This window comes from Aquabacterium sp. (genome assembly GCF_035476535.1).
Taxonomy (GTDB): domain Bacteria; phylum Pseudomonadota; class Gammaproteobacteria; order Burkholderiales; family Burkholderiaceae_C; genus Pseudaquabacterium.
Map to the genome: position 1 here is coordinate 13247 of NZ_DATILJ010000194.1, position 22527 is coordinate 35773.

Consider the following 22527-nt stretch of genomic DNA (forward strand, 5'->3'; position numbering starts at 1 on the left):
CATCACTCACTCGGCTCACTCTCGCTCAGGTAAGAGCCGGTCGGTGCTGCTGCAGCCACGCCTGCGCGTCATCAAGAGCCGGCTTGGCCCGTTGTCGTGCGTCCTCACCGTAGACCGCCCGAAACATGATCTGGAAGCTAACGCTTCAGTGCCACGGCGCCCTCCGGCGCCCGCCGCTGGTCGATCGGCAACTCGAGCGTGAAGGTGGCGCCGCTGCCGTGTCCGTCGCTGTCGGCCTGCAGCGTGCCGCCCATTTCCTGCGCCGCCAGCACGCAGGTGTGCAAGCCGAATCCGTAGCCGTTGCGGCGCGTCGTGAAGCCGTGGGAGAACACGCGCACCAGGCGGTCGGCCGCGATGCCTTCGCCGTTGTCGATGACGCGCAGGCGCAGCCGGGTACCGGCCACCAGGCCGGCCACCGGCCGGCCGTCGGCCACCAGGCCGGTCACTGACCGGCCGTCGGCCATCAGGCCCGCCTCGATCGTGATGCGCGCGTCGGCCACGCCATTCAGCGCCTGCTTCGCGTTGCTGATCAGGTTGACCAGGATCTGCACCACGCGGTGCCGGTCCAGCGGCAGGGCCGGCAACTCGGCAATGTTCTTCGCCACGGCGACGCGATGGCGCAGCAGCGCGTCGGCGTTCATGCGCAATGCGTCCTCGATCAGTTCGCCGACCTGCACCGATTCAAGCAGCCGCGCCGTGCCAGCGTAACACTGCTGGGTGGCGACGATCGCCTTGATGTGGTCGATGCTGCTGCACAGGCCGTTCAGCTCCTGGCCCATCGCCTGCTGTTCGGCCTGCAGTGCCGATGCGAGTTCGCGCAGATAGCTTGGCAGCAGCCTGCCGCGCACATCCTGCGTCAGGAACTCGGCGAGGCCGGCGCCTTGTTCGTCGATCAGCTGCACCGCACGCTGCAGGCCCTTGGCCTGGGACCCGCGCAGTTGCGTGCTGACGAGGTTGGCCGAGACGTTGACGCTGTTCAAGACGTTGCCGACGTTGTGCAGCACGTTGGTTGCGATCTCGGCCATGCCGGCCTGACGCGCGGCGGCGACGAAACGGGCCTGTGCCTGCTCCAGCTCGCGCGTGCGTTGCTGCACCCGCTGCTCCAGGCTGTCGTAAAGCTGCACGTTGGCCAGCGACACCGCCAGCTGGCCGGTGATCAGGCGCACCGCGTCCAGGCGCCCGGCGCCGAACGCCGCGCGGCTCAGGCGGTTCTCCAGCAGCAGCAGTGCGCGCAGTTCGCCCTGGTGCACGATCGGCTCGGCCAGCAGCGAACAGGCGCCGCGCAGCTGCGGGTCGGCGGCGAAACGGTCGTCGCGTGCCGCGTCGTCGACGACCAGCGATTCGCGCGTGCGCTCGACATAGCGCAACACCGACAGCGGCAGCGCGCCGCCGGCCGCCGGGTCGTGCCACTGCGCGTCGCTCCACAGCAGCACACGCACGGCCGTCGCGCCGGTCATGTCGCCGAGCAGCGCGACAACGCTGGCGTGCAGCCGCGGCAGGCTGGTTTCGGAAGCCAACGCCTGCGACGCCCGCACGATGGCGAGCATGTCGATCGCATCGGCCGAGGCCGCTGCGCCGCGAGAGACGGCGGCTGCGCCGGCGCCAAGGCTTGCGGCACGCAGCGGCTCATCGGCAGCAGCGCGCAGCCAGGCGTATTCGGCATCGAGCCGCCGTACCGCGCCGCCGGCGCCCCAGGCGGCGAAGCGGCGGCGCGCCTCGGCGATCAGCGCCCGGCCGGCATGTTCGAGGCCATGCGCGAAGTGAAAGCGCGCCGCGCGCTCGGCAATCAGCGCCGCATGCCAGGGCCGCTGGCGCAGCGCCACTTCGCGCAGCGCGGCTTCGAACGCGCAGGTGGCCGCCCAGGGCTCGCCGGTCGCCCACGCCCGCTCCGCTTCGAGCCAGGCGAGCAGATGGCCGAAGTTGGCCGGCGCGTCGGCGGCCCGCTCGGCCATCCAATCGCGGCAGACATCGAATTCGGCAAGCCGGGCGAGGTTGCCCGGCGTGCTGCGCAGCTGATCGGCCAGGGCCAGGCCGCGCAGCAGCTTGACCTGCGTGAAGGCATAGAAGTGATGCGGATGACGATCGGCGCTTTCCTGACCGGTGTGCGCCGGCAGCGCAGTCCCATCGCCGCACAGCGCCGCGGCCAGCGCACACAAGGCATGGCGGCGGGCGTCCTGGATCGCATCGCCGGCCGACACGGCCGCGAACCACTGGGCCAGCGCTGTCGGCGCGCCGGGTTCGCCGGCCAGCACCGCTATCAGGTGCCGCAGGCCGGTGAACGTGGTGTTCGCAATGCGGTTGCCGGTGCGCTCGCTGAAGGCCAGCGCCGCTTCGACCTCGGCGCTGAAGCGGTCCAGCGTCGGCGCGCAGTCGATCAGGGCCGACATCAGCGGCATGTAGGTGAAGCAGGCGTTCTGCAAGTCACCACCGTGCAGCAGGCCTTCGCGGGCCCGCGGCAGCGACGCCAGGCTGTCTTCCAGGGGCTCGAACCAGTGGCCGGCGCCCAGGCCGAACAGAAAGCGCGCCTGCGAAGCGGCCGGCTCGAAGCCGCGCGCCTCGCCGACCGCCAGCACGTGGCGCAGCGTCTCGTAGCCGCGCCGGTAGTCGGCCGCTGTCGTGCCGCTGACATGGCAGACATGGGCGATCGGTCCCACCAGTTCAGCGCAGGGCCCGTGCAAGGCCCACAGCTGCATCGCCTCGCTGACCAGCCAGCGCATGCCCGCCAGGTCGCGGCGGTGCAGCGCGGGCATCAAGCGGTTCATCAGCTTGCCCGCGCTGAGCACCGCCGGCGCGCTGGCCGGCGCGCGCTGCAGGTCGTCATGGGCATGGGCCGCCATCGCCTCATGGCAGCGCAGCAGGTCGTCCGAGGACACCGCCGCAGGCGCCTGGAAGCCGAGCTCACCCAGCAGCCCGAGGCCCAGCGCGGTGGCCTCCTGAAGCCGGCCGCGGTTGCTCAAGGCGCTGATCTGCACGCAGGCCGGGTCGACACGCTGCAGCAGGTCGGCGCTGCCCGCTTCGATCGCCTGATAGGCGATGTCGGCTTCATCCAGCCGGCCCAGCGCGTACAGCGCGGCGTGGTGTTCGATCTGCACGGCGGCATGCAGCGGATCGCTGCGGTTGTCGAGCAGGCTCAGCGCGGCGGCGAGCAGGCGCTCGGTGAGCGGCAGGTTGAGGGTGCGCAGCCCGCTCGCCGTGCCGCGGAAGCGCTGCGCCGCGAGCCGGCGTTCGCCGCTGTCGCGCAGCGCGCCGACCGCCGGCAGGTACTGCTCGGCAGCGAAGTCAGCGAATGCCGTCGATGCTGCCAGGCGGCGCGCCAGCACCAGGTGCAAGCGGCGCCGGGATGCTGGCGTGAGGCAGGCGTAGGCGGCTTGCTGCACGCGGTCGTGGCGGAAGCGCACGGCGCCGTCACCACCGGTATCGGCCAGCAGCAGGCCATCGTCCAGCGCCGGCGCCAGCCGCTCGTCGAGCGCATCCGGCGACAAGCCGGCCGCGGTCTGCAGCAGCGCAGGCTGCACCACGCCGCCCAGGCAGGCCATCAGGCCGAGCAGGCGCTGGCTGTGCAGCGGCAGCCGACGCAGGCGCGTGCGCAGCAGGTCGATGACTTCGCTGCGGCCGACATGGCGGCGGATCGCCGCCGGATCCCAATGCCAGCTGCCGGCACTGGCGCGCTGCGTCAGCGCGCCTTCGTCGCGCAGGGCATTGACCAGCTCGACGGTATCGAAGGGGTTGCCGCCGCAATGCGGCGCCAACGCTTCGGCGAATGCCGACGCTTCGGGCACCGGCAGGCGCAGCATTTCACCGAGCAGCGCGGCCAGTTCGGCCGGACCGAGATTGTTCAGCACCAGCCGCAACGGTGCCGCCGGCTGCTGGTGCCAGCGCGCCTGCATCGCTGTCAGCGGATGGGCGGCGTCGATCTCCGATGCGCGGTAGGCGCAAACCAGCAACAGGCCTTGCGCGCGCGCATCGGCAAGCATGGCATCGACCCAGGCCAGCGGCGAGGGTGCGGCCCATTGCAGATCGTCGAGCACGACAACCAGCGGCCGCGTCACCGAGGTGATGGCGCAGATCAGGTCGACCGCCGCGCGCACCTGGCGTCGCCCGGCGATGGCCGGATCGTCGCCGGGCGGCTCGGGCGCGACGCCGAGCAACAGCGCGAATTCGGGGTTCGACCAGGCCACCAGGCCGGCGTTTGAGCCCAGCCCGTCGAGCAGGCGCGCACGCAAGGGCGCCAGTTCGGCTTCGGGCTCGGCCAACAGCAGCCGGCCGAGCGCGCGGAAGGCCTGGTGCACCGCGTCGGTCGACCGGTCCTGGCGGTACTGGTCGAACTTGCCGCTGACGAACCAGCCCCGCTGCGCCACCACCTGCGGGCGCAGCTCGTTGATCAGCGTCGTCTTGCCGACGCCGGGGGCGCCGGCCACCAGCACGCCACGGCAGCCGTGCCGGCTGTCATCGAATGCGCGGCGCAGCAGCGCCAGTTCGGCGTTGCGGCCGACCGGGCGCGGCGGCGCGACCAGCCGGGCCGCGAAGTCGCGCTCGCCGACGACGACAGGCTGGCCTACGCTCAGCCGCTGCAGGTCGTGCAGCAGCCCGTCGGCGCTTTGATAGCGGCGCTCGGGCTCCTTGTCGAGCAGGCGCATGACGATGTCCGACAGCGCCTGCGGCAGGCTCGGGGCCAGCTCGGCCGGCGGTCGTGGTACCAGCGCGAGGACGTCGTGCACGAGCTGCAAGGGATCGCCGGCGTCGAACGGCGGCCGGCCGCACAGTGCCTCGTACAGCAGGGCACCAAAGGCATAGAGATCGGCGCGCTGGTCGGCGCGGCGACCGGTGCGGCCGGTCTGCTCAGGCGCCAGCCAGGGCGCGGCTTCCAGGCCGGCCGCGCCGATGGCCTGCTCTTCGGCACCGGCCCGGCTGAAGCCGGTCCACAGCGGCCGCGGCTCGGCCAGCAGCACGTTCGCGGCGCAGAGTTGGTGGTGCACGATGCGGCGACGGTGCAATTCGGCCAGCGTCTGCAGCAAGGGCATGGCGATGGCCAGCAGCGCCGGCATGGTCAAAGGCCCGGCGCGCAACAGCTGCGCCAGCGGCGTGCCGCCGGCGTCTTCGAGCAGCAGCACCGTGCTCGGCTGCGGGCCCGCAGCGAGTTGCGGCACGCCGGCCACGCCGGTGAGGCTGGCGAGCAGCGCGCGTTCGGCCGCCCAGCGTTCCCGCGCGTCGGCGCCGAACGTCTGCTTTCGGATCAGCGTGCGGCCGCCCAGGTGCAAGCGCACGACGGCGTGGCGCGCGCTGGACGACAAGGGTTCGGCGCCGGCAAGGATGTCCCAGTCCGGCGGAATTTCGGGGCGGGCACTCATCGTCGTCGCGGCATGTCTCGTCGGGCTCGCGGCGGCCAGGATCGGCCGCTTTCCAGGCGTATCGACGCGCGGCGCCGCTTCTTGAGCCCGCCGTCACCGGCGTTACCGGCTCACCGGGGCGCTACCGGCTTTCGCGCTCGAAGCGGCGCGGCCCGGCGATCGCCGCGGCAAAAGCGCCGAGTGCCGTCTTCAGACCCGCACTGTCCTTCACGTGGATCAGGGCCGGATCGTCGGCGCCCGGCTTGACGCCGGCCTGATCCAGCAGCTTCGCGCCGGCCCCCAGCACCAGCAGCGGCTTGCCATGGCGGTAGGTGTCCCGCACGAAGGCCAGTGCATCGGCGTCGCGCATCAGGGCCTGCACGGCCGTCGCACCATCGGGCAACACCACCGCATCGAACAGGAAGCCGGGTTCGTTCTCCCAGGAGGCATCGGCCTCGATCGGCGTGTCTTCGGCGCTGGCCAGGCGGCCGATGTGCGGCCCCACCAGCCGCGCCACCGCACCGGCCTCCTGCAGCGCCCGCTGCACCGGGGCCAGCAAGGCCCAGCTCACGCCAGGTGCCACCAGCAACGCCACCTTGCGGGCCTTGATCGAGCCGTCGCCCGGCCGCGCGCTCAGCGACAGCGCGGGCGAGCGCTCGACCTCGGGCCGGGCCGGCGTGGCCAGCGCGCGCGGCAGGGGCGGTGGCAGCGTGGCCATGCCGAGCTGGCCGCTCAGTTCGCGCGCCAGTGCTTCCGACACATTGCGCAGCGAGGCCACCATGCGTTCGCGAATCGCAGGCACCGTGAGCTTGCTGAGCTCGAAGCGAAAGGCCGCCCGGATGTGGGCCTGCTCGGCCGGCGTCTGGCTTTCGTAGAACAGCGTCGCCTGGGTGTAGTGATCGGCAAACTTCTCCGGCTTGCCGCGCAGCTTGGCCTGCTCTTCTTCGGCGCGCAGCCGCGCCGGCACGGTCACGAAGCCCTGCGCCGCACCGGCCTGGAAGGGGCAGCCGCCGGCCAGCGAATTCGGCTCGTAGGCCACGCGGCCGCGGTGGATGGCCTGCCGATGCATGCCGTCGCGCTGGTTGTTGTGCACCTGGGCGATCGGTGCGTTGATCGGCAACTCCTGGAAGTTCGGCCCGCCCAGCCGGCTGATCTGCGTGTCGACATAGGAATGAATGCGACCGGCCAGCAGCGGATCGTTCGAGAAGTCGATGCCCGGCACCACGTTGGCGGTGCAATAGGCCACCTGCTCGGTCTCGGCGAAGAAGTTGTCGGGATTGCGGTTCAGCACCATGCGCCCCACCGGGATCAGGGGCACCAGTTCTTCCGGCACGATCTTCGTCGCGTCCAGCACGTCGAAGCTGAACTGCTCGGCCTGCGCCTCGGTGAAGATCTGCAGGCGCAATTCCCATTCAGGGTAGGCGCCGCTCTCGATGGCTTCCCACAGGTCGCGCCGGTGGAAGTCCGGGTCGGCGCCGGAGACCTTCACCGCTTCGTCCCAGACCATCGAATGGGTGCCCGCCAGCGGTTCCCAATGGAACTTGCAGAACACCGACTTGCCTTCCGCATTCACCAGCCGGAAGGTGTGCACGCCGAAGCCCTGCATCGTGCGGAAGCTGCGCGGAATCGCGCGGTCGGACATCACCCACATCAGCATGTGCGTCGACTCGGGCATCAGCGAGACGAAATCCCAGAACGTGTCGTGGGCGCTGGCGGCTTGCGGCATGCCGTGGTGAGGCTCGGCCTTGACGGCATGCACGAGGTCGGGGAACTTCATCGCATCCTGGATGAAGAACACCGGGATGTTGTTGCCGACCAGGTCCCAGTTGCCTTCGTCGGTGTAGAACTTGACGGCAAAACCGCGCACGTCACGCGCCGTGTCCTTCGAGCCGCGCTCGCCGGCCACGGTGGAGAAGCGCACGAACACCGGCGTGATCTTGCCGGCGGCCTGGAGCGGCGCGGCGCGGGTGTATTTGGCCTGCGATGCATAACACTTGAAGTAGCCGTGTGCCGCCGAGCCGCGGGCATGCACGATGCGCTCGGGCGTGCGTTCATGGTCGAAGTGCGTGAGCTTCTCGCGCAGCACGAAGTCTTCCAGCAACACCGGTCCGCGCAGGCCGTTCTTCAGCGAGTTCTGGTTGTCCGAGACCCGCACGCCCTGGTTGGTCGTCAAAGGGCGGCCAGCCGCATCGACGCGCACGCGGTCCAGCGTGTCGATCGTCGCGTTGAGCCCTTCGACGGCCAGGCTGCCGGACTTGTCGCTGCTGTTGGCTTCGGACAGCGTGCTGGCCGATGGCAGGCGCGAGCTGGCGTCGACGGTATCGCCCTCAGGTGGGGCCTTGGCGTTGTCTGCGCCGTGTTCGGCGGCCTTGGTGGTGTTGAACGGCCGGGCCGCGGCCAGGCGCTCGACTTCGGTTCGTTGCTGGACAGCAGGGTTCTTGGGCATGGCAGTGTCTCGGTGGAAATGCGAAGAGGGCGCGGAGGGGTCGGGCCTGGCAAGTCACGTCGTGTGGCAAACCATGTACCCGGTGACCTCGCTGCCGCACGGCCCGCCGGCCAAGCCGCATGCGCAGGCAAGTCCTACCGAGAGTCGGGCTGCCGGCCCGGCACCGGCGGCAATGTGCGGGCCAGGTCGGCGTCGGAGTGGCCATCGCCGACGGGGTCCGCGCTCTCGTCTTCCGGCAGGCTGTCGTCGGTGCGCTTGCGGGGCGGTGACGCATCGGCGGCCGGCGCAGCATCGGTGTCCATGAACGACAGATCCGGATCCTCGTCGTCGTGCAGCGTTTCAGGCGCAGGGCCCGGTTTTGGGGACGCAGGCATGGTCTTTACCCTTCGATGGATGAAAGAGTCCTGCATCGCTCGGGCAGATGTCGTGCCTGCCGGCGGCTGCGAAGCCGCGATGACCCCAGGCAGCCGCTCGCTGCGCCGCCGCAACGACGGCGATGCGGCGCGCGCCGAGGCTCACCCCGTATCCATCGCCGCGGCGCCCGTCACCCAGGCCGACAGGCCGCTGGTGGCCACCGCGCACAGCACGGCTTCGGCGATCTCCGTCTCGCTGGCGCCGGCCTTGCGCGCACCCTGCATGTGCACCGAAGCCCAGGGGCTGTAGTCCGCCGCGAGCACGGTGACCAGCATCAGTTCCGAGTACTTGGGCCCCAGCGGCGTGCCGTTGATCGTGCCTTCGCGCAGCAGGTAGTAGGCGTCGGCACCGGTGGGCAGCAGCGCCATCAGCTTGCCCAGTGATGGCGGCATCGTGCCGAAGTAGGCCAGGAAGTTCCGCTCGGCCTCGCCGGCTTCGACGTGGATTCCGGGCTCTGCGTCATCACCCCCGGTCTGCCCCGGAAACTCGGCTTCGAGCGCGGCGATAAAGTCCAGCGCCGCGCCTTCGCCGCGCACGCTGCTCAGCACGATGGCGGCCGACGAGGCCTCGGTGAAGCTCAGGCCCAGCGCGCGTGCGCGGCCGAGTTCGCGGCGCGCCATCTCGGGATAACGCCGCGTCGTGGCGGCCATGGCGACGTACAAGGCCTTGAGGCGGGCCGGCAATGCGGCATCGCTGTCGATCACGCTCCTCAGCCGGCGGTAGCCGCCGACCGTCATCGGGGCGATGCGTCGCAGCAAGGGCGAGCGCAGCAGCGGGTTGTCCTGGGTCATGGGGGGCTCCTGGATTCGATGCGTGCGGCAATGGCGGTGTTCAGGGCGCTTCGAGGATCGTCACGCCGCTGACGCCCGGCGCACCGTAGACATGGGTGTAGCCCAGCCGCGGCTGGCCCGGCACCTGGCGAGCACCGGCCTGGCCGCGCAGCTGAACACAGACCTCGACCACCTGGCGCAGGCCCGAAGCGCCCACCGGCTCGCCGTTGGCAATGCAGCCGCCGTCGGTGTTCACCGGCAGGCGGCCGCCGATCAGCGTGTCGCCCTGGCGCAGCAGGTGTTCCTGCTCGCCATGTTCGCAGAAGCCGTTTTCGGCCATGTGGATGATCTCGCTGCCGGAGTCGGTGTCCTGCAGCTGCAGCACATCGATGTCGCCGGGCCCGACGCCCGCGGCCTCGAAGGCGGCGCGCGAGGCCGTCACCGTCGGCGACGGGGCGGACAACGCGGCCAGGCTCGGGCTGAAGACTTCGAACGAGCCGTGGTGGCGTGTTCGCACCACCGCCGCGCGCACGAGGATGGGCCGCGCCTGGTAGCGCCTGGCCACGCTGGCGCGGCACAGCACCAGCGCGGCCCCGCCCTCGGCCGGGCTGCAGAACATGAACTGGCGCAGCGGCGGATTGAGCGGCGCCGAGTTGGCGATCTCCTCGTACGACATGCCGCTGCGGCGCCAGGCTTCGGGGTTCAGCGCGCCGTTGGCATAGGCGCGCTGCGCCACCCGCACCAGCGCGTCTTCGCTGATGCCATGCTCATGCATGTAGCGGCGGATCTTCAGTGCGAAGAACTGGGTCGTCAGCATCAGCCCGGTATGGCCGTACCAGTCCTCCAGCCCCCAATCGCGCGGCCGCGGGTTGAAGGCCCCGCGCGGATGTTTGTCGAAGCCGACGGCCACGCCGATCTCGGCCACGCCCGAGCGCACAGCCGCGACCACGCTGGCCAGCGCGCTGCCGCCGGTAGCGCAGCCGTTGGCGACATTGACGAACGGCGCCCCTGTCAGGCCCAGGTCGTTGCACAAGGCGTCGGCGTTGCCGGCATCCTGGCTGCCGCCGTAGGCGATGCCGACATCGTCCCAGCGCAGGCCGGCATCCTTCAGTGCTGCGCGCACCGCGACGGCGCCCTGCTCTCGTCCTGACACGCCCGGCGTGCGGCCGAAGGCATGCAGGCCGATGCCGATGATGGCCACGTCGTCGGTCATGCAGCCCCCTTGGCCCTGCGGGCCGTCCCCCCGAGGGGGAGCAAGCGCCTTCGGAACCGCCGAGCGTCGCTCATGCGCCCCCCTCCGGCTCGAAGGCAAAGGTCAGCGCAGCCGCCACGCGCTCGGGCGCACCGTAGTGCGCCAAGGTCAGCACCATGAGCATGCCGATGTGCAGCTGCGCCGCATCGGCCACCGTAAGCCGCGCCTCGACCTTGAGGCCGGAGGGCATCTCGACATAGCCCACACCATAAGGCTGGAAGGTCTCTGCCGTCTCGCCGCCGTTGTACGGCGCCTTGGGCAGGAAGGCCTGGATCGTCCACGACCACAGCACGCCGCGATCGCCCAGTTCGCAGGGCTCGAGCTTCAGCGACAGGCAGCGTGTGCAGCTGCGGCACGGCGGGAAATAGTGCTCGGCGCAATCGGCGCAACGGCTGCCCAGCAGCACCGGGCGTGCGCCGTCACGCAGCCGGATGTGCGGGCAGGCCAGCTCGGGCGGTGCAGTGCTCATCATCGACCCCTTTCGACTACTGGGCGGTGACGCCGCCATCGACGACGAGTTCCGCGCCCGTCATGTAGCTGGACGCGTCGCTGGCCAGGAACAGCACCGCCTCGGCGATTTCTGCCGCCTGGCCGAATCGGCCGATCGGCGTGTGGGCCAGAAACTGCGCCGCCAGCTCGGGTTTGGCGTAGGCAGCAGCCGTCAGCGGCGTCTGCACATGGCCTGGGTGAACCGAGTTGGCGCGCACGCCGTTGCCGGCCGCCGCGCACTCCAGCGCCGTGACCTTGGTGAACAGGTGCACCCCCGCCTTCGCCGCGCAGTAGGCGCCGGTGTTGGGCCCCGCCACCAGCCCGCGGATCGAGGACATGTTGACGATGGCGCCACGCCCGGAGTGCGCCAGCAGCGGCAGCGCATGCCGGGTGCCGAGGAAGACGCTGTCGAGGTTGACCGCGAGCACCGCGCGCCATTCGGCCAGCGAGGTGTCGGCGATCGACTGGAAGCGGCCGAAGCCGGCGTTGTTGACCAGCACGTCCAGGCGGCCCAGGCGCTGCTCGATCGTCTGGATGACCCGAGCCCAGTCGGCCTCCCGGGTCACATCCATCACCAGCGCCAGGTGCGTCAGGCCCGCGGCGGGCAGCTGCGGCACGGCCTCGGCCAAGCCCTGCTCGTTGCGATCGGCCAGCACCACGCTGGCGCCCTCCTGTGCGAAGCGCAGTGCCGTGGCCAGGCCGATGCCGGACGCGGCGCCGGTGATCAAGGCCACCTTGCCTGCCAGTCGACTCATGGCCGCTCCTTTTGCGAACTTGGCTGATCTCGCTGCACCAGACTCAGCAAGCTCGCGAATGCCGGGTTGCGACGCTCCAGCACGGCCTGGGTGCGGTCGCGGATCGCGTCGTCGAAGGCGCTGGTGGTCAGTACGTAAAACTGGTTGGACAGCACGGCCTGCAGCACCTGCTCGGCCACGTCATCGGGGCTGATCGCGCTGCGGTAGAGCTGGTCGGCCACCGCCTGGAGTTCCGGCGACTCAGGCGCCGCGCCGGCGCCCGGCAGCAGTTCGGCCGGCCGGCTGCGCTCGGACTCGTAGATGCGGGTGTTGACCAGCCCTGGGCAGAGCAGCGTGACGCCGATCGGCGCCTGCCGCTCCAGCAAACCGGCGTACAGCGCCTCGGTGACCCGCACTGCCGCGTGCTTGGCCGCGCTGTAGGCCACCGATCCGGCGCTGCTGACCAGGCCCGCCACTGAAGCCGTGGTCACCACATGGCCTTCTTCGCCCTGTGCCAGCATGCGCGGCACGAAGTGGTGGATGCCATGCACCACGCCCATGCAGTTGACCTTGTTCGACCAGGTCCAGTCCTCGAGCGGGGTTTCCCAGACCAGCCGATGACGGCCCGCCGGCACGACACCGGCGTTGTTGCACAGCAGATGCACCGCGCCATAACACTCATAGGCCGCGTCGGCCAGCGCGCGGACCTGGTCAGACTCGGCAACGTCGGTCTTCACGGCAAAAGCCTCGACGCCCTTGGCGGCCAAGGTCGCGACGGTCGATTGCGCCGCGGACAAGTCGATGTCGGAGACGACGATCTTCATGCCGGCAGCGCCGAAGCGCCGCGCCATCGCGGCACCCATGCCGCTGCCGGCACCGGTGATGACGGCAACGCGTCCATCCAGGATCTTCATGTCATTGGCTCCAATGCGCGGGGCTCCGTTCGGGACTTGTCAGAGTTGCAGCAGGTGATCGTGACGGCTGTCGGCCCATTGCGGTCTTTGGGTTGTTGTACTGAAAGCCGTCGTTCGAATGCTGAGTACTTGCAAGTGGCCGGGATTTCGTCCCGGCGGCCGACTCCCTTTCTTTGCTGGTGCAAAGAAAGGAAGCAAAGAAAGCACCTGAACGTCCATCCGTGCATCCGCACGCGCAGTGCAGCCGCGCCAGTGGCGGCACCGCCTCTGGCATTCTTAATACCCCGAACCGTCGGTCACCAGATTGGCACATACCACGCCCTGGCATTCGAAAGCAGGCGCCGCTTTCGCTGCTCGCCGGTCACCTTGCGCCCATTCGTCCAGAGGCTTGAACGCTTTCGAATGCCAGCGTTTGGTCACTGCCAATCTGGTGACCGACGGTTCGGGGTATTAAGAATGCCAGGGGCGCGTTCACAATTGTGCCTCCGTGCTGGAGTGACGGAGGCACAAATGAACGTTTGGTTTTCAGGTGCTTTCTTTGCCTACTTTCTTTGCACCAGCAAAGAAAGTAGGTCGGCCGCCGGGACGAAATCCCGGCCACTCCCGAGTACTCAACAATCGAATGTCGGCTCTCAGCACACCAACCGAAAGACCGCAACGGGCCGACAGCAGCCCTCAACGAATTGAGCCGACGCTGAGTCCGCACCTCCAAAAGCAACGTCGTCATTCCTGCGGCTCCCCATGACCGACGCAGGCTTGGGCATGAGAAAGGTAACAAGCAAAGTGCTCGTCTCGGCTGCCGAACAAGGCGGCATTGACCATCAAGCGCCGAAAGTGGTGGCTGACCGCGAGTTCGTCGGTGATGCCGACCCCGCCGTGCATTTGAACCGCTTCATTGGCCACCTGCCGAGCGGCGCGGGCGATGTAGGCCTTGGCGGCGCTCACCGCCTGCGCACGCTCGCGCGCCGGCCCCACCAAAGCCTGTTGCGCATGGGCGGTGAGTGCGGCCGCTTCTTCCTGCAGCACGAACATCTCCACCACGCGGTGCTGCAGCACCTGGTTGTTGCCGATCGCGCGGCCGAACTGCTGGCGCAGCTTCAGGTACTCGCAGGTCGCTGCGACCAGCGCGCGCATGATGCCCAATGCCTCGGCGCACAGGGCCGCCGTGGCCTCCTGGAGCGCGGCTTCGATCGCCGCGTCAGCAGCCGGACCGGCGACTAGCGGCTCGCCAGCCGCGCCGCGAAACTCGAGGTTCGCAGCACCCCGGCCATCCACCAGCCGATAGCGCTGACACTGCACGCCGAGCCCTTGCGCATCGACCAGCAGCAGCACGGTCTGACGGTGGCGGGCATCGTTCGCAGCAACAAGCAGCTGATCGGCCACGTCGCCATGCAGCACCGCGCTCATCTTGCCGTGCAGCGCGCCGTCGCGCCATTCACAACCCGCGGGCGCGCCGGTGAACCCGAGCTTGAGCCCGCCGGTGGCCAAGCGCGGTGCCAGCGCCGTCCGTTGCGATTCGCTGGCCAGGCGCACGACCAGCCCGGTGGCCACGATGGCGCTGGCCAGGATCGGCTCCATCAGCAAATGGCTGCCCACCACTTCCATCAGTGCGCCGATCGCCATCGGGTCGGCGTCGAGGCCACCATGTGTCTCGGGCAGCCGAAGCGCCAGCCAGCCCATCTCGGCTTGCTCACGCCAATGCTCCGCGCTGAAGCCGCCGGGCAATTCAAGCAAGGGTCTGCGCTGCGCCAGCGCATAGCGCCCGGCCGCCCAGCGCTGTGCCGCGTCGCCGAGCATGCGGGCCATGTCAGGGTCCATTCGGTGGTCCATCGCGTGGTCCATTCCGCGATCCATCGTCACAGCCCCAGCACCGTCTTGGCGACGATGTTGCGCTGGATCTCGGACGCCCCGCCGAAGATCGTCGCCGCCCGGTTGTAGAGATGGTCCTTGATGAGGCCGCCCGCATCGTCAGGCCCCAGCGGCGGCGCGCTGGCCGCATGCAACGCGGCCACATCGAAGGCCACTCCTGCCGGCCCGAGCACATCGATCAGGGCCTCGGCGACGGCCTGGTACAGCTCGGTGCCGCGCAGTTTGATCAACGAGGCCTCGGCACCATGATCGGTGCCGGCCATCATGGCCTCGATGCCGCGATAGGCCATCGCCTCCAAGGCCTGCGCACGCAGTTGCAGCTCGCCGATGCGATGCATCAGCGCCGGATCGCCCTGTCGTTCCCCTTGTCGTCCCCCGAGTCGTCCCGCCTGCCGGCCCGCCTCGTCGGCCGCCAACCACAGCCGTTCGACGGCATGCCAGACCATGCCGACGATGGCCCCGGCGGTGCGCTCGTTCTTCAGCAGGAACTTGGCGTAGGTCCAGCCCATGCCCTCCTCGCCGACAAGATTCTCCAGCGGCACGTCGACATCCTGCAGCCACACTTCGTTGACGTGGTGGTAGCCGTCCATCGTCGCGATCGGCCGCACCGTCACGCCGGGGCTGTGCATGTCCACCAGCAGGAACGAGATGCCCTGCTGCGCGCGCGCCTCACGCTGCGTGCGCACGAGGCAGAACATCCAGTCGGCCCACTGCGCATAGGTGGTCCAGACCTTCTGGCCATTGACGATGTAGCGCTCACCGCGGCGCTGCGCGAAGGTGCTCAAGGCCGCCAGGTCCGATCCGGCGCCAGGTTCGGAATAGCCTTGGGCCCAGAAGTCTTCGCTGCTGGCGATGCGCGGCAGGAAGCGCTGCTGTTGCGCTGTCGTGCCGTAGGCGCAGATGACCGGGCCAACGTATTTCACGCCGAAGGGAAGGATCCAGGGGCAGCCGAGGCGGGCCAGTTCGTCTTCAAAGGCAAAGCGCTCGAGCAGGGACCAGTCCTGCCCGCCGTGGTCACGCGGCCAATGCGCAATGGCCCAGCCCTTGCCGTGCAGCAGTTGCATCCACTGCACATAGTCCGCCTTGTCCAGCACCTGGTGCTGGCCGGACTTGCGCTTGAGCTTTTCCGGCATCTCCTGCGCGTGAAAGGCCCGGACCTGCGCACGCAGCACGGCGGCCCGCTGCCGCGCGCTGACTGACTCGTCAGCGGTGTTCTTCAGTGCGCTCATTGGACACGTGCCCCGCCATCCACCGCCAGCTCGACACCGGTGGTGTAAGAAGCCTCGTCGGACGCCAGGTACAGCGCTGCCGCCGCCACCTCGGCAGCCTGGCCCAGCCTGGCCATCGGAATGCGCGCCAAGCGCCGCTCGAGGGCTGCCGGGTCGGAGCGCACGCTGCGCAACAGTTCGCCGTCGATCGGGCCGGGGTGGATCGAATTGCAGCGGATGCCGTCGCGTGCGTGCTGCGCGGCGGTGACCTTGGTGAAGATGGTTACCGCGCCCTTGCTCGCGGCATACAACGCATCCATGATCTGCGACTGGCCGATGGCCGCGATCGACGAGAGGTTGACGATGCTGCCGCCGCCGCCGGAACGCATCAGGGGTATCGCATGCTTGGTGCCGAGGAACACGCCGCGTGCGTTGACCGACATCACCTGATCCCAGTCGTCGACGCTGCGCTCGTCGATGGGTGCGGGCGATGCCACCCGCGCTGCGTTGTTGACCAGGATGTCAAGCCGGCCGTAGTGCTGCACCGTGGCAGCCATCGCGCGCTGCCACTCCACTTCGAGCGACACGTCGAGATGCAGGTAGTGAGCCTCGCCGCCGGCGCCGCGAATCTGTTGCACCAGCGCCCGGCCCGCCTCGTCAAGCACGTCGGTGACGAGCAGTTTCGCGCCGGCGGCTGCAAAGCACCGGGCGATCTCGGCCCCGATGCCGCCTGCAGCGCCGGTGACCAACGCGACCTTCGACAACAGTCTCGTCATGTCGTCAGCCTGCCCGCGCCGGCACGGCCTTGCGCGGCGGCGCCGCGCCCTCGCCTGGCCGGGTGTTGGCCACCAGCAACTCGGCCGGCAGATGGCGCGAAGCACGCCAGAACATCAGGCTGGCTGCCAGCGAGAACAGCACCGCGCTGCACAGCGCGTAGCGGATCGAGTTGACGCCCAGTCCGGGTTGGCGGGCCAGCACATCGCTGATCCAGCCGGTAACGAAGGGCCCGAGGCCCAGGCCGAACAGGTTGAAGGTCAGGATCACGACGGCCGAGGTGAAGGCCCGCATGGTCGAAGGCACGAGCAGCTGCGGTACTGCGACGATCGGCCCGTAATAGCACATCATCAACGTGGAGGCGACCAGTCCCAGCGCCACCGACAGCCCCGGCGAGGCCACCAGGTACTGCGCGATGGCCAGCGGCACCATCCCCAGCAGCGCGATGGCCACCACGCGCAGCCGGTTCTCGGGCGAACGCTGGCCATGGTGGTCGGACAGGCGGCCGCCCAGCACCATGCCCACCGCCATGCCGATGCCTGTCATCAGCGCCAGCACCAGCGAAACCTGGGCCAGCGGCATGCCGTGCACGCGGGCATAGAACGGCGCGTTCCAGTTCATGATCGAGTACTGCGCATAGGCATGGCATGCGCCGGCTGCGGCGAGCCAGCGAAACGTGCGCAGCTGCCAGAGGTGGCGCACCACCGCGCCCAGGCGCTGCGGCGGGGCGGCCGCCACTGGCGCCGGGTCGAAACGGCCGCGCGGCGGTTCACGCATCGTGAACCAGACCACCGGCCCCAGCAGCAGTCCGGCGACACCGACGAATGCAAACGCGGCCCGCCAGCCTATCCACTGATCGAGGTTGCCGCCCAGCAGGTAGCCCGCCGCCATGCCCGCCGGCAGGGAAAGGCCCCACACGGCCAGCACGGTGGCACGCCGTTCCGGCGGGTACAGGTCGGCGATCACGGAGTGGGTGGAGGGCACGCTGCCCGCCTCGCCGGCGGCGACGCCGAAACGCAACAGCACCAACATCACGAAGCTGGTCGCCAGGCCAGTGAAGGCCGTCATCGCGCTCCAGAACATCAGCGAAGCGGCGATGATGCGCGTGCGGTTGCCGCGATCGGCCAGCGCCGCCACCGGCAGGCACAGCGTGGCATAGACGATCGCGAAGGACAGGCCGGTCAGGGCGCCGAGTTGGGCATCGCTGAGCCCCAGGTCACGCTTGATCGGCACCTGCAGGATCGAGATGATGGTGCGATCAACATAGTTGAACACCGACACCGCGAACAGCAGGAACAGCGTGTATCGGCGCGTACTCACATCGTGCACTGGCTGGCCTCCCGATCTCGAACTGGCTTAGAAGTGATAGGTGAAGGTGACACCCACCGAACGCGGCGCCGCGATGGACAAACGCTCGGAATCGGCCGAAGCACCTGCAGCCACCGCTTCGGCAACCGTCATGTTGTAGAAATAGTAGTTGAGGCCGTTGGTCGCATAGGTCCGGTTGGTCAGGTTGCGGGCCCACAACCGCACATCCCAGTTGGCCGCATCCTGCGCATAGGTCACCGAGGCATTGGTCACACCGCGGCGCTTGGTGTAGGGCACGGCGATCTGCTGCGCATTGGTGGCGACCAGCTGGTAGGCATCGGCAAACTTGGTGTCGGCATGCCAGCTCAGTGAAGCGCCATCGCCGACGCGCATCGTCCAGTCCGCGAACAGCGTGACATCGTTCTTCGGCGTGAAAGGCAGCTGCTTGCCGGTGCAATTGAAATTACCCGCGGCACAGCCTGGGAAGGTCTTGAACTTGGCATCGGTATAGGCGTAGTTCAGCCCGAGCGCCAGGCCACGAGCCGGGCGCAAAGCCAGCTCCAGCTCCAGCCCCTTGACCTCGGCCTCACCGGCGTTGGTGTCGGTCAGCACCGCATTGACCAGGCTGCGGACCTGCAGGTTCTTGGTGTTGGCCTGGTACAGCGCGGCGTTGGTGGTGAACGCACCGTTGAAGAAGGACGACTTCGTGCCCAGTTCGTAGCTCCTGGTCTTTTCCGGTTCGAGCGGTGTCGTGGCCTTGGCGAGGTTGGGCGCCGTCAGCACCCAGCCGCCGCCCTGGTAGCCCGAGGACACCGAGCCGTAAAACAGCAAGTCCTTGGCCGGCTTGAATTCGAGGATGGCACGGGGTGTCCACGCCGTCCAGGTCGTTGACTGCAGGTTCGCCAGGTACGGACCGCCGTAGAAGGCCGAGGTGCCCACGTGCTCGGTACTGCCCTTCTTGTTGTCGTAGACATAGCGCAACCCGCCAGTCAGCGCCCATTGCTCGTTGAACTTCCACTTGCCTTCGAAATACGGGCCCGCGCTGATCGCCTTGCCCGAGCCGCTGACCAGCTGCGTCTGCAGCGTGCCGCCGGTGAAGGTGGCCAGGCGCGTGTTCGGCAGCCGCCCATCGAAGTTGAACAGGATCGAGTGGAACAGGTCCTCCTTGCCGATGTACAGGCCGGTCACATACTCGAACTGCTGGTTCGATGGCGAGACCAGCCGGAACTCCAGGCTGTACTGGGTCTCGCGGTTCAGGTTGACCGACGGAAAGTTCACCGGCATCGGCCCACCGTCGGAGTCTTCGATGAAGCTGGCGTTCAGGTGCCGATAGCCGAGCAGCGTCGAGAAAGTGCCCAGGGTGGTCTTTTTCTCGACCTTCAGCAAGCCCGAGGTGATCTCGCGCTCGACGCGGCCTTCGTCGTCGATCATCACGTCGTGGAAGTTCGATGAGGCGGCCGCCTCCGCGGCCGCCACCCAGCCCATGCCGACGATGCGCGCGCCGTCGCCCTTGTTGTTGCGCCGCGAGTACGACGCCAGACCGGTGATCGTCAGGTCGGTGGCCGGCGCATAGGTGACCGAGCCCTTCAGGCTGTTGATCTTGTTGTCCGATACGTAGTGGCCGGTGACCAGGTTGCGCTGGTAGCCCCCGACATCCTTCACGCTGTAGGCGATGCGCGCCGCCGCCTTCTCGCCCAGCGGCATGTTGGCGTAGCCGGTCGACTCCACGCCACGCTCGCCACCGTGGAACTTCAGCGCGGTCAGGCTGAACTGTCCCGAGCTTTCGCCGAGCCGGGCCACATTGCTGGTGATCTGCACCGCACCGCCCACCGCATTGCGGCCGAAGGTCGTGCCTTGCGGACCGCGCAGCACCGCGATCTGCTGCACATCGAAGAAGTCGGAGTCAAACGAGGCCAGCGAGCCGTAGTAGATGTCGTCGATGTAGATGCCCACCGGGTTCTGCAAGGTGGTGGCGTCGTTGGTCGACGAGCGGCCGCGGATCTGCACTGAACTGGTCGCCGAGCCTTTCACCGGCACGAAGGTCGGCCCGGGCGTGATGTCGACGACGTCGACGAAGTTGCTGAGCCGGCGCGCCTCGGCCTCGCCGCCGGAGATGGCGCTCATCGCGATCGGCACGTCGCGCAAGCGCGCGGCTCGACGGGTCGCGGTGACGATGATTTCCTGCGTAGCCGGTTCGGCCGCCGAGGCCGCTGCCGCCGGTGGGGCCGCGCTCACTTGTGCCGACGCGGACTGCGCGAACAATCCCGCCACGGCGCCAAGCGCCAGCGCCGACGGCCACCTGGCCTGTGTCGACGACCGCCTGACCGGTGCCGACGGCCCCCTGGCCGCTTTCGATACCCATCCGGCCTGTCCTGTTGCCTTTTTCATCGCTCTGTCTCCATCACTGTTCATGGTCACGGAATCGGCATCGGCCCCACGGGCCGAGGCGCTCATTGGGACTCTTGACTAGGTCGCGCCGCCCTCGCAGGCGCTGTGCCAGGCCGCCGCGGCCAGTGGACGCATCATCGGCGCCACTTCGCTGGCGCTGGCACCGGCACTGCCGTCGGCCATGCGCTTCACGATGCCCTGCAGAATGGCGGCAGTGCGAAACAGGTTGAAGGCCTGGTAGAAGGGCAGATGGCCATCGAAGGACAAGCCGGTGCGTTCGGCATAACGTGCGATGTAGCTGTCCAGGCTGGGAATGCCCAGCACTTGCAGGTCGGCGTCACGCAGCGTGCCACGCGCGTCCACGCCGGCGGGGCGGTACCACTCCATCGTGTGGTACATCAGGTCACCCAGCGGATGGCCGAGCGTGGACAGCTCCCAGTCCAGCACGGCCACCACGCGGGGTTCACTCGGGTGGATCAGCAGGTTATGGAACGAGTAGTCGCCATGCACCAGGGCCCGCGCGCCGTCGTCGGCCGGCACGGCCTGCGGCAGCCAGGCCAGCAACTTGTCCATCTCCGGGATGTCTTCTGTTTTCGAGTCTTCGTACTGGCGCGACCAGCGGGCAATCTGGCGTTCGAAGTAGTTGCCCGGCCGGCCGAAGTCGCTCAAGCCGATGGCATCGAAGTCCAGCTTGTGCAGGTTCGCCAGCGTCTGGTTCGCCGAGTCGAACAGCGCGGCGCGCTCATCGGGCGACAGGTCCGGCATGCGGCAATCCCAGAAGATGCGGCCGGGCACATGCGCCATGACATAGAACATGCTGCCGAGCACGGCATCGTCATCGCAGAAAGCCAGCGGTTGCGGCACCGGCACGCCTGCCGCCACGCCCGACAGTGCGCTGAGCACGGCGAACTCGCGGTCGACCGCATGCGCCGATTTCAGCAGCACGCCGGGCGGCTTGCGGCGCAGCACGTACTGGCGCTCCGGTGTCGTCAGCAGGTAGGTGAAGTTGGACTGCCCACCCTGGAATTGGCGCACCTCGAGCGGGCCCTTGAAATCGCGGATGACACTGCCGAGGTAGCGCTGCAGGCGCGGCACGTCGATGGCCGCAGCGCTCTGCACGGCGCCCAGCGCGCCGATGTAGCGCCGCGGGCCGGCGAGCGGCGGGTCCTGCTGGGCAAGGTTCACGGGGTCAGGCTCGCGGTGATCGGCTGGTTTGGGCAAGTGGGTTCCGATCAGCCCGGGTAGGCGTGGATGTCGGCGTAGCGGCGGCCTTCGTGGCGGCGCAGTTCCTGCCGCGCGATGTCGCGGCAATGCACTTCGTCGGGTCCGTCGGTCAGGCGCACGATGCGGGTGTTCGCCCACAACTCGGCCAGGCCGAAGTCCTGGCTCACGCCACCACCACCGAAAGCCTGGATGGCGTGGTCGATGACCCGTTGCGCCATGCGCGGTGCGGCCACCTTGATCATCGCGATCTCGGCGCGTGCGGCCTTGTTGCCCACCGTGTCCATCATCGCGGCGGTCTTCAGGCACAGCAGGCGCACCATCTCGATCTCGATGCGCGCGTGGGCGATGCGCTCTTCCCACAGCGAGTGTTCGGCGATGGTCTTGCCGAAAGCCGTGCGCGACTGCAGGCGCACGCACATCTTTTCCAGCGCCACTTCGGCCGACGCGATGACGCGCATGGCGTGGTGGATGCGGCCCGGGCCCAACCGGCCCTGCGCCACCTCGAAGCCGCGGCCTTCGCCGAGGATCAGGTTCTCGGCCGGCACACGCACCTTGTCCAGCACCACCTCGAAGTGGCCATGCGGCGCATGGTCGAAGCCGAACACCTGCAGGTGCCGCACCAAGGTCACGCCGGGCGTGCCGGCCGGCACGATGATCATCGACTGCTGGCGGTTGGGATCGGCCTGCGGGTCGGTCTTGCCCATCACGATGAAGAAGGCGCAGTGCGGATGGCCGACGCCCGACGACCACCACTTGCGGCCGCTGATGACGTAGTCGCCGCCGTCGCGCCGGATCTCGGTGCGGATGTTGCGGGCGTCGGACGACGCGACGTCGGGCTCGGTCATCAGGAAGGCCGAGCGGGTGCGCCCTTCGGCCAGCGGCAGCATGAATTCTTCTTTTTGCGCCGGGCTGCCGTAGCGGTGCAGCACCTCGAAGTTGCCGGTGTCGGGGGCCATGCAATTGAAGACTTCGGAAGCGAAGTACACGCGCCCCATCAGTTCGGCGATCGGCGCGTAGTCGAGGTTGCTCAGACCCTTGCTCGTGAAGTACGCGTCATCGTGGGGTGACGGCGGCATGAACAGGTTCCACAGCCCGGCCGCCCGGGCCTTGGCCTTGAGTTCTTCGAAGACCGGCGGCGTTTGCTTCCAGCGATCTATCGCGGCGGACTGCTCGCGGTAGACAGGAATGGCCGGGTACACGTGCTCGGCCATGAAGGCTTCAACGCGTGCCAACCAATCCTTCGAGTTCGGGGAGGGCTCGAAATGCATACCGGCGGTGCTCCAGGGTGTGAATTCAATGTACCCGACCGTCCGGTCGGGTGTCAACGAACAGGCAAGTTTTCTGATCGGTAGTTTCCCTCTGTGATTCGGCTTCGATGCGGCTATATTTCAGTCCTCACCCGACCGGGCG

Annotated in this window: 16 protein-coding genes; 1 reads left to right on the forward strand and 15 read right to left on the reverse strand. The window is 68.7% G+C overall.

The features are described 5' to 3' along the window. Positions 1-137: 137 nt before the first annotated feature. The 13 genes from VLK61_RS19040 to VLK61_RS19100 form a co-directional block, all read right to left on the reverse strand. Positions 138-5348, reverse strand: a complete 5211-nt coding sequence (locus VLK61_RS19040) for a trifunctional serine/threonine-protein kinase/ATP-binding protein/sensor histidine kinase (RefSeq protein ID WP_325423198.1) — start codon at positions 5346-5348, stop codon at positions 138-140. A 121-nt stretch (positions 5349-5469) separates the two neighbouring features. Further along, positions 5470-7773, reverse strand: a complete 2304-nt coding sequence (locus tag VLK61_RS19045) for a catalase (RefSeq protein WP_325423199.1) — start codon at positions 7771-7773, stop codon at positions 5470-5472. Between the two features lie 134 nt (positions 7774-7907). Further along, on the reverse strand, positions 7908-8147 hold the full coding sequence (locus VLK61_RS19050) for a hypothetical protein (protein WP_325423200.1): 240 nt from the start codon (positions 8145-8147) through the stop codon (positions 7908-7910). Positions 8148-8288: 141 nt separating this feature from the next. Then, positions 8289-8978 (reverse strand): carboxymuconolactone decarboxylase family protein, encoded by a 690-nt coding sequence (locus VLK61_RS19055; RefSeq protein WP_325423201.1) that lies wholly within the window; start codon positions 8976-8978, stop codon positions 8289-8291. 40 nt (positions 8979-9018) lie between these two features. Beyond that, a complete protein-coding gene (locus tag VLK61_RS19060) occupies positions 9019-10170 on the reverse strand; it encodes a thiolase family protein (RefSeq protein WP_325423202.1) in 1152 nt (383 codons plus the stop codon). A 70-nt stretch (positions 10171-10240) separates the two neighbouring features. After that, positions 10241-10678 carry a Zn-ribbon domain-containing OB-fold protein gene (locus VLK61_RS19065; protein ID WP_325423203.1) on the reverse strand — a complete coding sequence of 146 codons (438 nt, stop codon included), beginning with the start codon at positions 10676-10678 and terminating at the stop codon, positions 10241-10243. A 16-nt stretch (positions 10679-10694) separates the two neighbouring features. Further along, positions 10695-11453 (reverse strand): SDR family NAD(P)-dependent oxidoreductase, encoded by a 759-nt coding sequence (locus VLK61_RS19070; protein ID WP_325423204.1) that lies wholly within the window; start codon positions 11451-11453, stop codon positions 10695-10697. Beyond that, complete coding sequence (locus tag VLK61_RS19075) at positions 11450-12346, reverse strand: SDR family NAD(P)-dependent oxidoreductase (protein ID WP_325423205.1); 897 nt, start codon at positions 12344-12346, stop codon at positions 11450-11452. The genes VLK61_RS19070 and VLK61_RS19075 overlap by 4 nt, the downstream gene beginning before the upstream one ends. Before the next feature lie 723 nt (positions 12347-13069). Further along, a complete protein-coding gene (locus VLK61_RS19080; RefSeq protein WP_325423206.1) occupies positions 13070-14152 on the reverse strand; it encodes an acyl-CoA dehydrogenase family protein in 1083 nt (360 codons plus the stop codon). Between the two features lie 50 nt (positions 14153-14202). Next, entirely contained in the window at positions 14203-15444 is a 1242-nt protein-coding gene (locus VLK61_RS19085; RefSeq protein WP_325423207.1) for an acyl-CoA dehydrogenase family protein, read from the reverse strand. Beyond that, the gene (locus VLK61_RS19090; RefSeq protein WP_325423208.1) at positions 15441-16199 is read right to left on the reverse strand and encodes an SDR family NAD(P)-dependent oxidoreductase; all 759 of its coding nucleotides are present in this window, start codon (positions 16197-16199) and stop codon (positions 15441-15443) included. Before VLK61_RS19090 ends, VLK61_RS19085 begins: the two co-directional genes overlap by 4 nt. Positions 16200-16203: 4 nt before the next feature. Next, positions 16204-17517, reverse strand: coding sequence for a spinster family MFS transporter (locus VLK61_RS19095; protein ID WP_325423209.1), 1314 nt, complete (start codon positions 17515-17517; stop codon positions 16204-16206). Between the two features lie 36 nt (positions 17518-17553). Next, positions 17554-19629 (reverse strand): TonB-dependent receptor, encoded by a 2076-nt coding sequence (locus tag VLK61_RS19100; protein WP_325423210.1) that lies wholly within the window; start codon positions 19627-19629, stop codon positions 17554-17556. Here VLK61_RS19100 and VLK61_RS19105 point away from each other — a divergent pair. Next, the gene (locus VLK61_RS19105; RefSeq protein WP_325423211.1) at positions 19619-19975 is read left to right on the forward strand and encodes a hypothetical protein; all 357 of its coding nucleotides are present in this window, start codon (positions 19619-19621) and stop codon (positions 19973-19975) included. The genes VLK61_RS19100 and VLK61_RS19105 overlap by 11 nt on opposite strands. Here the strand turns inward: VLK61_RS19105 and VLK61_RS19110 are convergent. After that, entirely contained in the window at positions 19972-21078 is a 1107-nt protein-coding gene (locus VLK61_RS19110) for a phosphotransferase family protein (RefSeq protein WP_325423212.1), read from the reverse strand. The genes VLK61_RS19105 and VLK61_RS19110 overlap by 4 nt on opposite strands. A 47-nt stretch (positions 21079-21125) precedes the next feature. Beyond that, positions 21126-22385, reverse strand: a complete 1260-nt coding sequence (locus VLK61_RS19115; protein ID WP_325423213.1) for an acyl-CoA dehydrogenase family protein — start codon at positions 22383-22385, stop codon at positions 21126-21128. Between the last annotated feature and the right edge of the window lie 142 nt (positions 22386-22527).